This window comes from Mucilaginibacter sp. Bleaf8 (assembly GCF_018390515.1).
GTDB lineage: Bacteria > Bacteroidota > Bacteroidia > Sphingobacteriales > Sphingobacteriaceae > Mucilaginibacter.
Genome location: NZ_JAHBBK010000003.1, coordinates 719,780 through 732,833 on the forward strand (window position 1 = coordinate 719,780; position 13,054 = coordinate 732,833).

14 protein-coding genes are annotated in these 13,054 nt (G+C 44.6%); 11 read left to right on the forward strand and 3 right to left on the reverse strand.

All coding sequences use genetic code 11. The annotated features are described in order from the left end of the window. Positions 1–5 precede the first annotated feature (5 nt). Complete coding sequence (locus tag KHS38_RS16690; RefSeq protein ID WP_213489676.1) at positions 6–1,517, forward strand: GH3 auxin-responsive promoter family protein; 1,512 nt, start codon at positions 6–8, stop codon at positions 1,515–1,517. 68 nt (positions 1,518–1,585) lie between these two features. On the opposite strand, the gene KHS38_RS16695 is transcribed toward KHS38_RS16690, so the two are convergent. Continuing rightward, a complete protein-coding gene (locus KHS38_RS16695) occupies positions 1,586–2,077 on the reverse strand; it encodes a DUF421 domain-containing protein (protein ID WP_213489677.1) in 492 nt (163 codons plus the stop codon). Positions 2,078–2,218: 141 nt separating this feature from the next. On the opposite strand from KHS38_RS16695, the gene KHS38_RS16700 reads away from it, so the two are divergent. After that, on the forward strand, positions 2,219–2,563 hold the full coding sequence (locus tag KHS38_RS16700; RefSeq protein ID WP_213489678.1) for a hypothetical protein: 345 nt from the start codon (positions 2,219–2,221) through the stop codon (positions 2,561–2,563). Positions 2,564–2,582: 19 nt separating this feature from the next. Here KHS38_RS16700 and folP read toward each other — a convergent pair whose 3' ends face one another. Continuing rightward, positions 2,583–3,467 (reverse strand): dihydropteroate synthase, encoded by an 885-nt coding sequence (gene folP, locus KHS38_RS16705; RefSeq protein WP_213489679.1) that lies wholly within the window; start codon positions 3,465–3,467, stop codon positions 2,583–2,585. Between the two features lie 63 nt (positions 3,468–3,530). On the opposite strand from folP, the gene KHS38_RS16710 reads away from it, so the two are divergent. From KHS38_RS16710 to KHS38_RS16720, 3 genes are read left to right on the forward strand one after another with little or no spacing between them, the layout of a single operon-like run. Further along, entirely contained in the window at positions 3,531–4,076 is a 546-nt protein-coding gene (locus KHS38_RS16710; RefSeq protein WP_213489680.1) for a DUF1599 domain-containing protein, read from the forward strand. A 23-nt stretch (positions 4,077–4,099) separates the two neighbouring features. After that, on the forward strand, positions 4,100–5,305 hold the full coding sequence (locus KHS38_RS16715) for a BT_3928 family protein (RefSeq protein WP_213489681.1): 1,206 nt from the start codon (positions 4,100–4,102) through the stop codon (positions 5,303–5,305). Positions 5,306–5,331: 26 nt separating this feature from the next. After that, on the forward strand, positions 5,332–5,838 hold the full coding sequence (locus tag KHS38_RS16720) for a shikimate kinase (protein WP_213489682.1): 507 nt from the start codon (positions 5,332–5,334) through the stop codon (positions 5,836–5,838). A gap of 48 nt (positions 5,839–5,886) precedes the next feature. Here the strand turns inward: KHS38_RS16720 and rlmN are convergent, their stop codons facing one another. After that, entirely contained in the window at positions 5,887–6,954 is a 1,068-nt protein-coding gene (gene rlmN / locus KHS38_RS16725) for a dual-specificity RNA methyltransferase RlmN (RefSeq protein ID WP_213489683.1), read from the reverse strand. A 156-nt stretch (positions 6,955–7,110) separates the two neighbouring features. Between rlmN and KHS38_RS16730 the strand changes: the two genes are divergently transcribed. Genes KHS38_RS16730 through lolB1 form a run of 6 tightly spaced genes read left to right on the forward strand, consistent with a single transcriptional unit; the run spans position 7,111 to position 13,037 of the window. Further along, positions 7,111–8,274: an amidohydrolase family protein gene (locus KHS38_RS16730; RefSeq protein WP_213489684.1), complete on the forward strand. Its 1,164-nt coding sequence runs from the start codon at positions 7,111–7,113 to the stop codon at positions 8,272–8,274. Positions 8,275–8,329: 55 nt separating this feature from the next. Then, a complete protein-coding gene (locus KHS38_RS16735; protein WP_213489864.1) occupies positions 8,330–8,611 on the forward strand; it encodes an acylphosphatase in 282 nt (93 codons plus the stop codon). A gap of 24 nt (positions 8,612–8,635) precedes the next feature. Then, entirely contained in the window at positions 8,636–10,120 is a 1,485-nt protein-coding gene (locus KHS38_RS16740; protein WP_213489685.1) for an oligosaccharide flippase family protein, read from the forward strand. A 2-nt stretch (positions 10,121–10,122) separates the two neighbouring features. Further along, positions 10,123–10,557, forward strand: a complete 435-nt coding sequence (gene dut / locus KHS38_RS16745; RefSeq protein WP_213489686.1) for a dUTP diphosphatase — start codon at positions 10,123–10,125, stop codon at positions 10,555–10,557. A gap of 1 nt (position 10,558) precedes the next feature. After that, positions 10,559–12,271 carry a tetratricopeptide repeat protein gene (locus KHS38_RS16750; protein WP_213489687.1) on the forward strand — a complete coding sequence of 571 codons (1,713 nt, stop codon included), beginning with the start codon at positions 10,559–10,561 and terminating at the stop codon, positions 12,269–12,271. Then, positions 12,249–13,037: a lipoprotein insertase outer membrane protein LolB1 gene (gene lolB1, locus KHS38_RS16755; RefSeq protein ID WP_213489688.1), complete on the forward strand. Its 789-nt coding sequence runs from the start codon at positions 12,249–12,251 to the stop codon at positions 13,035–13,037. Before KHS38_RS16750 ends, lolB1 begins: the two co-directional genes overlap by 23 nt. The last annotated feature ends 17 nt before the right edge of the window (positions 13,038–13,054 follow it).

Genomic DNA, 13,054 nt, shown 5'->3' on the forward strand with positions numbered 1-13,054 from the left:
TACCTATGACGATTATTAACTCTGTTTTTACCTGGTTCATGAAAAAGCGCATTCACCAGATTGAGCTTTTTATGAAATACCCCAATGAAGTGCAGCAGGAGTGGCTTAACCGCCTGATTACCGATGCCGAGGACACAGAGTGGGGTAAACAGTATCATTATAATAGCATCAAAACATTCAGGGACTATCAGGAGCGCGTGCCGCTGCAAACTTACGATACGCTGAAGCCTTATATTGAGCGGATGCTCGAAGGTGAGCAGAACGTACTATGGCCCTCCGAGGTGCGTTGGTTCGCCAAATCATCGGGTACCACCAGCGACAGGAGCAAGTTTATACCGGTAAGCCCCGAAGCTTTAGAAGAATGCCACTTTAAGGGTGGCAAGGATATGCTGACGCTTTACTGCAACAACCGGCCCGATACCCAGCTGTTTACCGGCAAAAGCCTGACGCTGGGCGGTAGCCATCAGATTGGTCAGCTGAATGCCGATATATCTTTTGGTGACCTCTCGGCCGTTATTATGAAAAATCTGCCCATGTGGGCCGAATTTTACCGTACGCCTGACCTGGACATAGCCCTGCTCGAAAACTTTGAGGAAAAGATTGAGAAAATGGCGCATGCCACCAAGGATGTGAATGTAACGGCGCTTAGCGGTGTGCCAACCTGGAACATATTATTATTTAAGCGCATACTTGAAATTACCGGCAAGGACAACCTGTTGGAGGTATGGCCAAATTTGGAACTGTACTTTCACGGCGCTGTTAACTTTACCCCATACCGCGAGCAGTTCAAAAAACTGATACCAAGCGAAAGCATGTATTACTTGGAAACCTATAATGCATCCGAAGGCTTTTTTGGTATACAGGATTTGGAAGAGCCCGGCGAGATGTTGTTGATGCTTGATTATGGTATCTTTTACGAATTTTTGCCGCTCGAAAACCTGCACGATGAGCATCCGCATACACTCTCGTTGGACGAGGTGGAGTTGAATAAAAATTATGCACTTATCATCAGTACCAATGCCGGATTGTGGCGGTATATGATAGGCGATACCATACGCTTTACCTCGCTTAATCCTTATCGTATTCAAATTACCGGCCGTACCAAGCATTTTATAAATGCCTTTGGCGAAGAGGTAATCATTGATAATGCCGAGCGGGCGTTGGATGAGGCTTGCCGACAAACGGGAGCTATTATTCGCGATTATACAGCTGCGCCAATTTATTTCTCGGACAGTAAATCGGGCGGGCATGAATGGATTATTGAGTTTGAGAAAAAACCGGCCGAGTTTGACCGCTTTGTAGATTTGCTTGATGAAACCTTGCGCAAAGTAAATTCCGATTATGATGCCAAGCGGTTTAAAGATATGGCCTTGTGCCGCCCGTCGGTGCATGATGCACCATCGGGTACTTTTATAAGCTGGATGAAAAACCGGGGCAAGTTTGGCGGACAAAATAAAGTGCCGCGTTTAGCCAACAACCGCGAATATGTAGATAGTATTCTGGAAATGATGGAATAGCCGTCAGCTCCTTTATTATACACAAAGCAACAAGGCCCGGATCAAGTCCGGGCCTTTTATCATAGAGGTTACTTATTTTTCTTGATTACGCTTACCTCACCGCTGGTTTCCATATTAATCTCATCTACATCGGTTAGCGAATTGGTGTTGGCTTTTAATCGTAAATCGCTCATAATGTCTTGCCGGCTTACCAGGCTGCGCGATAGATTATCCTGCTTTATTTCACCGTCTTTATAAAGCGGGATGGTATCGCCTTTCAAAAGCCTGTTTATCCATTCATTTTTAACACTTAACCAGGCCAGTAACCGATGTAATAAAACCAATAGTAAGCTGCAGCAAACGGTTGGTATAAATGGCGATGCTCCGGCCACCGCACGACTTAAAACAGCGCCTAAAATAATAGCCAGGGTATTATCAAAGGCAGATCGCTTACCAAAGGTACGCCTGCCCGAAAGCCTGATCAATAGCAATGCAATAAAGAATACCATCAACGCCCGGCTGCACATTTGCAGCACATTCAAATCTTTTCCCTCGCCAAATAGTACATCAATCCATTCCATAAACAGATAATTATATATCTATATTATGTAATAGTTACACTAATGTTAATAAAGTGTTTTCTTAAAGTTAATCCGTTATCATCGGTGTTGTTACAAAACTTATAAGAATCTTTTTCTAATTTGGTGTAAACCAATTATCAAATGAAGAAGATATTGTTTGCATTGTGCATATTATTCGGTATGTATTCTGTAAGCTTTGCACAGCAGGACAGTGTGGAGCAGTATTGCGAAATGGCTATAAGCAGAAGCATTTTCGGCCAATCAGTTAGTGCAAAAATAATTTATGGTAAAAACAGCTTAATCATCTCCTCCGATCAGGTAAAGGAGAAAAAGGAGTTTCCCACCTTGCCCGATGCATTGAACTATATGGGCGCGTTAGGGTGGAAGTTAGTTACAACTAACGAACCCCAAAACGATTCAGGCGATTGGCGATTCATTTTTAAAAAGCTGTTTGTCAGGAAACGGGAAAACAGCGCTGGGAAATAAAGCCTGTGTTAAAGGTGCTTTATGGTATCCGGTTTCCCGTGTGGTTACCAATGTTTGTGATCTGGTGCCAAATTTTTACCGCCTCCACAGCCTCCTTTACATCATGCACACGCAGAATGTTAGCGCCTTTGGTTAAGGCAATGGTATTTAAAACACTGGTGCCGTTCAGCGCATCCTGAGCGGTGCCACCCAGTAAGCCATATATCATCCGCTTACGCGATATACCTGCCAGTATGGGCAATTGCAGCATATCAAAATCCTGCAGGCGGCTCATCAGTGTGTAACTGTGTTCGGCTGTTTTGGCAAAGCCGAAGCCTGGGTCGAGTATCACATCATGCACGCCCATTTGGCGTAGCTGCTCGTAACGCTGTACAAAGTAATCGAACACCTCGCCAAACACATCTTCATACTGTGCCAGTTTGGTCATGGTTTGCGGGGTGCCTTTCATGTGCATGAGTATGTAAGGCACCTGCAGGCGGGCAACGGTATCAAACATGGCTTCGTCCAGTTGTCCGCCGGCAATATCATTAATGATATGAGCGCCGGCTTTAATAGCCGCTTCGGCAACTGGTGAACGGAAGGTATCAATTGATAAAACAGCTTCAGGGTAAGTGGCAACAATAGCCTCTACCGCAGTTAGCAAGCGGTCAATCTCTTCCTGAACAGAAATATCTTCGGCACCAGGGCGCGATGAATAAGCCCCCAAATCCAGAAACGTAGCGCCATCAGCCAGCATACGGCCAGCCTGGGCTACGGCATCTTCAACAACAGGCTTGCGGCTGTCCGAAAAGAACGAGTCGGGCGTTAAATTGATGATGCCCATTACACGTGGCGTGTTCAGGTCAATCAGTGTACCGCGTGCATTGATGGTTGCCTTTTTCTGAAAAAACGTATCTTTAGCCATTTCCGGGCAGCTGTTTGTTGAAGCCGCTGCGGGCAAATATCGTAAATTTTAAATACTACCGTTTTGAACCATACTATAACCGAATATGAAGCTGTAATTAATACCTGTAAAAGCCTGTTCATTAAAAAAACGCGCGATTACGGTACTGCCTGGCGCATTTTACGGCCATCGTCCATCACTGATCAGATTTTTATCAAAGCCCAGCGCATCCGTACGCTGGAAGAAAAAAAAGTATCTATGGTAGGCGATGACATCAGCGGCGAGTATGTAGGTATCATTAACTACTGCCTTATTGCTATGATGCAGCTGGAATGCGGCCCCGAAACTCCGCTGGAGTTATCGGTAGATGAGGTAAACGAACTGTACGACAAATACGCCACGGAAACTAAAAACCTGATGCTGGCCAAAAACCATGATTACGGCGAGGCGTGGCGCGATATGCGTATAAGCTCATTAACTGACCTTATTTTGATGAAGCTTTTACGCGTAAAGCAGATTGAAGATAACGAAGGGCAAACACTGGCATCCGAAGGGGTAAAGGCCAACTACCAGGATATGCTGAACTATGCTGTATTTGCATTGATAAAATTAAGCTCCTCAACCCTATAAAGGCGGGAGCAATTATTGAAAATATGACTTACTCTCAAAATAAATCATCATATCCTAATAGCACTTCCCCTTTAGGGGGGCGGGGGGCACTCGTATGGTTTTGCCGGATAGCTGTAGGCCTGCTGTTTATATTTTCGGGCCTGATTAAGGCTAACGACCCTTTGGGTTTTTCTTACAAGCTGCAGGAGTATTTTGAGGTTTTTCACCTTACGTTTTTAAACGGACTGGCGCTTACCATGGCTATTGTACTATGCGCGCTGGAAATGATATTGGGCTTTGCCTTAATATTAGGCTTGCGCATCAATAGCGTGGCATGGGGCTTGCTGCTGCTCATTATATTTTTTGGTTTTTTAACCTTCTACTCTGCTTTTTTTAAGGTGGTGCAAACCTGTGGTTGCTTTGGCGATGCTATTCCGTTAACGCCATGGCAATCGTTCGGTAAGGATATGGTGCTGCTGGTGTTGGTGCTGGTTCCATTCTTTAACCGTAAAAACATGCGTCCGCTGGTGAGTGCCAAAGCAGAGATGCGCTGGCTAATAGCAGCTACGGCTATTGCTTTAGGTGTAGGGTTGTATACGTATAACTTTTTACCGGTAATTGATTTTTTACCGTATCGTATTGGCGCTAACCTGCCCGACGAGATGAAGACGCCCCCGGGCGCTCAACCCGATGAGTATGAACTAACCTATGCTTTAAAAAATAAAGCAACTGGCGCTACCAAAACTATAAGTGATAAAGCGTATTTAAAAAGCGGTATCTGGAAAGATAACAACTGGCAAATACAAGGCGATCCTGAAAGGCGTTTGGTGAAAAAAGGCTTTACGCCCAAAATTCAGGATCTGGTAATTCATGATGGCCAAGGGAACGATTATACACAAGAGCTGCTGGCAAATCCCTTCTATAACCTGGTAATTGTAGCTTACGACCTGGAGCATACCAATGAGGCTGCATTGGGGCGTTTAAACGCACTGGCCGTAAACCTCACACAGAATTACAACATCCGTACCGTGTTGCTTACATCGGCATCGCCTGTGCAGGCCGCTGCTTTTGCTAAAGCGTATAAACTGGTACCCGAAATCTTTTATGCCGACGGCGTACCGCTCAAAACCATGGTAAGGGCAAATCCCGGTGTATTGCTGCTTAAAGGCGGCACGGTAATCAATAAATGGCATTACCATACCATGCCCGAGTACGATGAGCTGGTAAAGCAATACCTGCAAAAGCAATAAAAATTTAAAAATCCTCTACTGATAAAATGGCGCGCATCTTTTTGATCGGCTTCATGGGCTGCGGTAAAACTACTTTGGGCCGCAAATTGGCTGCCCGGCTTAATTATTCTTTTTTCGATTTGGACCAGTTGCTGGAAGAACAGGCGGGCATGAGTGTGGCCGAATATTTTTCGAGCTTTGGCGAAACGGCTTTCCGTGTAGCTGAGTCTGAAATATTGAAGCAGACAGCCTATCCTGAAAACGCTATCATATCAACAGGGGGCGGCTTGCCCTGTTACTTTGATAATATGGCGTGGATGAACGCCAATGGCAAAACGATTTATATCCAATTGTCGGCCAAGGCGCTGGCAAGTCGGCTGGAAAAAGGTAAAGACGAGCGGCCTCTATTGCGCGATAAGCAGGGCGATGAATTGGTGAACTTTATTGCTGATAAACTGGCCGAGCGTGAAAGCTACTACAAGCAAGCGCAGATTATTGCCGATGGGTTTGGCCTGACGGCCGAAAAGGTAACCGATTTGCTGCATATATCTTAAAAAAGAAAGCCGCTCAAGTTAGGGCGGCTTTCTTTTTAATGTTATCACTTAAACCGTAGCTGCAACGGCCTTGTCTTTTACGGCCAGCTGGCCACAGGCTGCGTCAATATCTTTACCCCGGCTGCGGCGTACATTGGTAATAATGCCTTGTTTGCGCAGGTAGGCAGCAAATGCCTCAATTTTATCCTCGCCGGCATTTAAAAAGCTGGCAAACGATATCGGGTTGTATTCAATAATGTTAACCTTACAAGGGAGGTGCTTGCAGAACCTGGCCAGTTCCATCGCATCCTGTATATTGTCGTTCACGCCATCAAATACAATGTATTCGTAGGTAACCGGGTTCTTGGTTTTGTTGTAATAATACTTCAATGCCTCGGCCAATGCTTTTAATGAGTTTTGCTCATTGATAGGCATTATGGTATTCCGTTTTTCGTCGTTGGCCGCATGCAGTGACAGGGCCAGGTTAAACTTCACCTGGTCGTCGCCCAGCTTTTTAATCATTTTGGCAATACCGGCGGTAGATACCGTGATACGTTTGGCCGCCATGTTCAGGCCGTCTTCAGACGTAATACGTTCAATCGACTTTAATACGTTCGCATAGTTCAGCAGGGGTTCGCCCATACCCATGTATACGATGTTGGTTAGCGGGATGCCGTAGTTTTGTTTAGCCTGTTGGTCTAACAGCACCACCTGGTCATAAATCTCGTCGGGATTGAGGTTACGTTTACGCTCCATATAGCCGGTAGCGCAAAATTTACACGTTAAACTACAACCCACCTGTGATGATACGCAGGCCGTCATACGTTCAGTGGTAGGTATTAAAACACCCTCAATCAGGTGATTATCATGTAAAATAAAAGAATTTTTTATAGTTTTATCCGCGCTAAACTGGGAGTTGTTTATCCGGACGTTGTTGATGGTAAAGTTTTCTTCCAGCTTTTTGCGGAGTTCTTTTGAAATATTACTCATGTCATCGAACGATACACATGATTTTTTCCAAAGCCACTCATACACCTGCTTAGCACGGAAGCCTTTTTCTTCCATGCTGATAAAGTGTTGTTGCAGAGCTTCTAAGCTCAGGCTGCGGATGTCTGTTTTACCTTTACTGCTGTTCACAGTACAAAGGTAGTTATTTTTGTTTTTTTATAATTTATTGCTTGGTTTTTGAATTGTAAAATTAAAAAACAACAACTATAAGTTAATTGTATCAATACCGAATATAGAGACTATATGCCTGAAGTTTGGGCGGAGTTGATGATAAATTTCATTTAAATGAAAAGTTTTAGAGCCGATTATGTTTTTCCTGTAAATGCCGATCCGATAAAGAATGGAATTGTCACTGTTGATGAGTATGGCAAAATAGTCTCTGTTGAAAATCATGCGCAGCCCGGTATACAAGTTGAACAGCTGAGCGGCGTTTTGTGTCCCGGCTTTGTAAACACCCACTGCCATGTTGAGCTTTCACATTTGCACAACCAAACCAGCCGCAGTACCGGCCTGGTAAATTTTATAAAAGAGGTACAGCAGTTCAGAAATGCAGATACGCAGTTGGTTGCCGAAGCCGCTGCCCGTGCCGATGAAGAAATGTACACTAACGGTATTGTAGCCGTTGGCGATATCTCCAACAGTGCGGCAACCATTCCCATTAAAGCTACAAGCAAGCTTAAATACCATACTTTTATTGAAGTGTTCAGCTTTTTGCCTGAACGTGCCAGCCAGGCATTTGAAAACGCGCTGCAATTGTTACAGCAGTTTAAGCCGCTTTCTGCCTCCATTACGCCGCATGCTCCTTATTCGGTATCTAAAGAATTGTTCAGGCTCATTAAAAATTATTGTGATGACCATGATAACCTGCTGAGCATTCATAACCAGGAATCGGACGAAGAGAATAAGTTTTACCGTTATAAGCTGGGTAACTTTCTTGACCTGTATGAGCACTTTGGTATGGATATCAGCTATTTTAAGCCGCAGGCACGTAACTCCATCCAGTCAATGGTGCCGTTGCTAAGCAACCGGCAGGAAGTTTTGCTGGTGCACAACACCTGTACCAACCTGAAAGATATCTACTTTGTTAAACGTTTTGACCGTAAGATAAACTGGTGCTTTTGCCCCAACGCCAATCTGTATATTGAAGGCAAATTGCCTAAGGTTGATCTGTTTGTTGATGAAGGCTTTAATATCACCCTCGGTACCGATAGCTTGGCCTCAAATAGTTCATTAAGTATACTAAGCGAAATGCAAACCATACAGCAGCATTTTCCATCTCTTGGCATTGGTAAATTGTTGGAGTGGGCCACCATCAATGGTGCACGCTTCCTGAAAATGGACGATGACCTGGGTACGCTGGAGCCAGGCAAAACGCCGGGGCTTAACCTTATCACCGGGCTCGACGGATTAAAGATAACGCCCGAAACCAAGGTGAAACGATTAGTATAAAATCTGCCTTTTTTGCTGCATAAGCCGTATTATTGTATTTTATACTACAGCTATGATAAAGCATTTAAATATTACCGTTAAGGGGAAAGTGCAGGGTGTGTCTTACCGGGTCACCACTAAAGCCGTTGCCGACCAGCTGGGTATCAGGGGCTTTGTAAAAAACGAACCTGGCGGTGGTGTTTATATCGAGGCCGAGGCTGAGCCCTCACTGCTGGAAATGTTTTTGGACTGGTGTAACGAGGGTCCCGACAGGGCCCGCGTGGAGGCTGTTGATACGGCGGAGGGCGAGGTGAGAAATTACCGCAACTTCGAGGTCGTGAAAAAGAGTTTGCTGTAGTATTTACCTTAACGATACAATCCTTTGTCAACTGCTAAAAAATTTGCCGGGCAAACGGCAATCTACGGTTTATCAACTGTTGTTCAAAAGCTGCTCAGTTCGTTACTAACCCCGCTGTATACCTATGCTTATAATCCTAAGGTGTATAGTATCTTCAGTACCATGTTCAGTTATGCCGCTGTATTTCAGGCATTGCTTACTTTTGGTATGGAAACTACCTTTTTTAGGTACCTGAACAAGTACCAGGACAGTAAAGGGCAGGTTTACAATAATAGCTTTTGGGTAGTTTTTATGGTAAGCATTGTGTTTCTGCTGTTCACAATGCCATTTACCCATACTATAGCAGGTTTAATCAAAATCGGTCGGCATACATCGCAGCAGGAATTTGAGCTCTATGTAAAATACTTTGTTGCCATACTGGTTTTGGATGCCTGGTGCTCCATTCCGTTTGCCAAGCTTCGTGCCGATGGCAGGCCGGTAAAGTATGGTGCCATAAAGCTGGTCAACGTCATTATTACCGTAACCCTTAACTTGCTGTTTATCATATTAATACCCTACTGCATCAAAAATAACTTAGTTGCGGATGCCTGGTTACGTAGCTGGTTTGTGCCGGGATGGGTAGGATATGCATTCTTATCCAATTTGATAGCAAGCTTTATCACCTTACTCATGTTACTGCCAGAGTTGTTAACACTGCGCATAAAGTTTGATAAGGAGATGTTTGCAGATATGCTTAAGTACAGCTGGCCTGTAATGGTAGCCGGGTTATCTTATATCGTTAATGAAAACCTGGATAAAATATTATTAGGTAAACTACTGCCTGATACCATTAGTGAACGCGAGGTGGGTATCTACTCCGGCTGTGCCCGTATTTCCATATTCCTGAGTTTGTTTAATCAGGCATTCAGGATGGGGGCCGAGCCGTTCTTTTTTAGTCATGCTAAAAATAAAAATGCAGGTACAACCTACGCCCGCATTATGGATTACTTTGTCATTACCATGTGTGTAATGTTTGTGGGCGTAATTGCTAATATCGAAATACTAAAATATTATGTACGCGATTCGTCGTATTGGGTGGGGTTGGGCGTGGTGCCGCCTTTGTTGCTGGGGTATGTAAGTCTGGGCATCTACACTAACCTTTCCATATGGTATAAGCTGTCCGATCAAACCCGGTACGGATTTTATATTTCAGGGATCGGGGCTATTGTTACCATTGTACTGAATGTTTTGTTCATCCCTAAATACAGTTATATGGCTTCGGCCTGGGTATCGTTTCTGGCCTACTTTAGTATGATGGTCATGTCATACGTATGGGGGCAAAAACATTACCCAATTCCGTACAATGTCAAAAAAAACCTTGTCTATATAATTAGTTCGGTCATAATCGTATTTTTATCATTCAGCGTTTTTAAAAAGAACCTGATTATTGGTAACGCGCTTCTGGTATTATTTGCCGGCGCTGCTTTTATGGCCGAGCGTAAACAGTTAATGGCTATACTTAAAAAATAAACATGATTATCCGCATTATCAATAATTCAAAAAACAACCTGCCAGCTTACGAAACCTTGCACGCCGCCGGGATGGACCTGCGCGCCGATGTTGAAGCAACCATCGTATTGCAGCCAATGGAGCGCAAGCTAATACCTACAGGTTTGCATATCGAGCTGCCTGAAGGTTATGAAGCGCAGATACGCCCGCGCAGTGGTTTGGCGTTTAAGCATGGTATAGGTATTGTAAACTCGCCCGGTACGGTAGATGCCGATTATCGTGGCGAGATCAAAGTACTGCTTATCAACTTTTCGGATGTGCCTTTTGAGGTAAACACCGGTGATCGTATTGCCCAAATGGTGGTTGCCCGGCATGAAAAAGTGGAGTGGGAGCAGGTAGAAGTTTTGAATGAAACATCCAGAGGGATGGGTGGTTACGGACATACAGGGATAGGATAAGATGAAATTTAAACATGCACTTTTAGGTTTATGCTGGTTGTCGGCCGCTGCCGTTGCCCAAAGCAATATGCCGGGCCGGAAACCACTTACGTCTGTAGACAGCCTGATGGTGCAGCAGCTTTATTTTTCGGCCCTGCGCGAAAAAACGATTGAGAACCTGCCACAGGCAACGGAGCTGTTCAGCAAGGTACTGCAAACCGATGCCGGTAACGATGCTGCCATGTACGAGCTGGCCAATCTGCTCAAATTACAAAGCAAGCGTGCCGAAGCACAGCAGCTGTTAGAACGCGCAGTTACCGTAAAGCCCGATAACGAGTGGTATTGGGTATCGCTGGCCGAAAGCTATGAAAAGACCAATAACATAGGCCGGTTACAGCATGTTTTCGATGAGTTAATCCGCATCAATCCGGATAAGCCGGAATACTACTTTGATAAAGCAAACGCCTTATATCTGGAAAAGAGATATGACGAGGCACTGAATACCTATAGCAAACTGGAGCAGCTTACCGGCCCTACCGAAGATTTGGTAGCTGCACGCCGCCGGGTATATTTACGGCAGGGCAAGGTTGATGGCGTAGCTGAAGAGTTGGAGCGCCTTATTGTTGCCAATCCTAATGAGACTAAATTCTATTTGCAGTTAGGTGAATTGTATAATGCCAACAACTTTCCCGATAAAGCGCTCCATGTATTGCAGCGCGGCGAAAAGGTAAGTCCGCAGAATGGCATGTTGCAATTGGCTCTGGCCGATAGTTATCGGGCTAAAAAGGATAATGAAACCAGCTTTACCCATCTGGAAAAAGCCTTTGCTGCAACCGATTTGGATGTGGATCAGAAGGTGCGCATAGTATTGGGCTATTTACCTAAGTTTCCTGAGCCAAATGCCAAAGCCAGCGCTACCGCTTTGAGTAAAATACTGGCTGATACCCACCCTAACGATGCCAAGGCCCTGGCGGTTTACGGCGATATGCTGTTACAAAGCGAAAAATACAAAGAAGCCAAAGTTGCTTACAAAAAGGCCATACAGTTAAACAATGGTATTTACGCTATACAAGAGCAGTTGGTGCGCCTGGAGCTAGGTGATAATGAGGTAAACGAAGCCATCAAAGACGGAGAAAACTCCCTGTCTATGTTCCCTAACCAGGCCTGGATGAATTACCTGGTAGGTGTAGCCTGGCTGCAAAAAAAGGATCCGCAAAAAGCTGTAGCTTATCTCAAAAACGCGGCAGATCTGGAAACACAGGATAAAGAACTGTTAGGCCAGGCTAATGCGGCCTTGGGCGATACTTATCATGAATTGAAAGACAATACCAAATCGGATGCTGCTTATGAAAAAGCACTTAGCTATAACGCTGATAATGCTTATACATTAAACAATTACGCCTATTACCTGTCAATAAGAGGAGAGCAGCTGGATAAAGCCGCACGGATGTCAAAGCGCAGTAATGAGTTGCAGCCCAACACGCCATCGTTTGAAGATACCTATGCCTGGATATTGTTTAGGCAAAAAAAGTACAGCGATGCGAGATTGTGGATGGAAAAAGCCCTGCAGCATGATAAGAAACAGAGCGCTGTGCAAACCGAGCATTACGGCGACATTATGTTTTACTTAGGTGATACCGAAGCTGCTGTACAAAACTGGAAAAAGGCAAAGCAAAACGGCGCACAATCGCCGGTATTAGACCGTAAAATAAATGAGAAGAAATATATTGAGTAAACTGCTGGTAGTATGTTTAGTAGTAGCAGCAGGCTGTAAAACTAAGAAACAAGTAGTGGCACGTACACCAGTAAATACAACAAACAATGCCGATGCCGGCAAGCTGTCAAAAATACAAGCCATACAAGGCAAGCAGGTTAGCTTCAACACCTTTTCGGGTAAAGCCAAAACCAAGCTGAATATTGATGGCAAAACAAATGATGTGACACTGAATATCCGTATCCAGCACGATCAGAAAATATGGGTTTCTATTACGGCCCTGCTGGGTGTGGAAGTAGCCCGCGCGCTGATAACACCTGATAGCATAATGGTGATAAACCGCTTACAAGGCGTTTATATAAAGAAACCATTTAGCTACATACACACTTATGCCGGCCAGCAGGTAAACTACAAAACAGTGGAGTCGCTGCTTATTGGTAATGTGATTCCAGATTTATTAACGCCGGCAGCAATCTACCAGGAGGGTGCAAACGGGGGCGTGAGTGTTAAAGGCAGTTTGCAGGGCATAGTTTATTCGCTGCTTATCGGGGCCGATCTGAAAGTTACACAAACCAGTTTGGCTAATCAAAGCGCTGCCCAATCGTTACAGGTTACCAACAGCGAATTTATACAGGCCGACGGCAAGGTGATTCCTTCCCAAATCAACATCGCATCGGCGGTAAAGCAAAAAAATATACAGGCCGATCTACATTACAATAAAGCCGAGTTTAACCAGCCACTGGAATTTCCATTTAGTATCCCCGACAGATTTTCACCAGCCAATTAAAAAGCCTATTTTTGGAA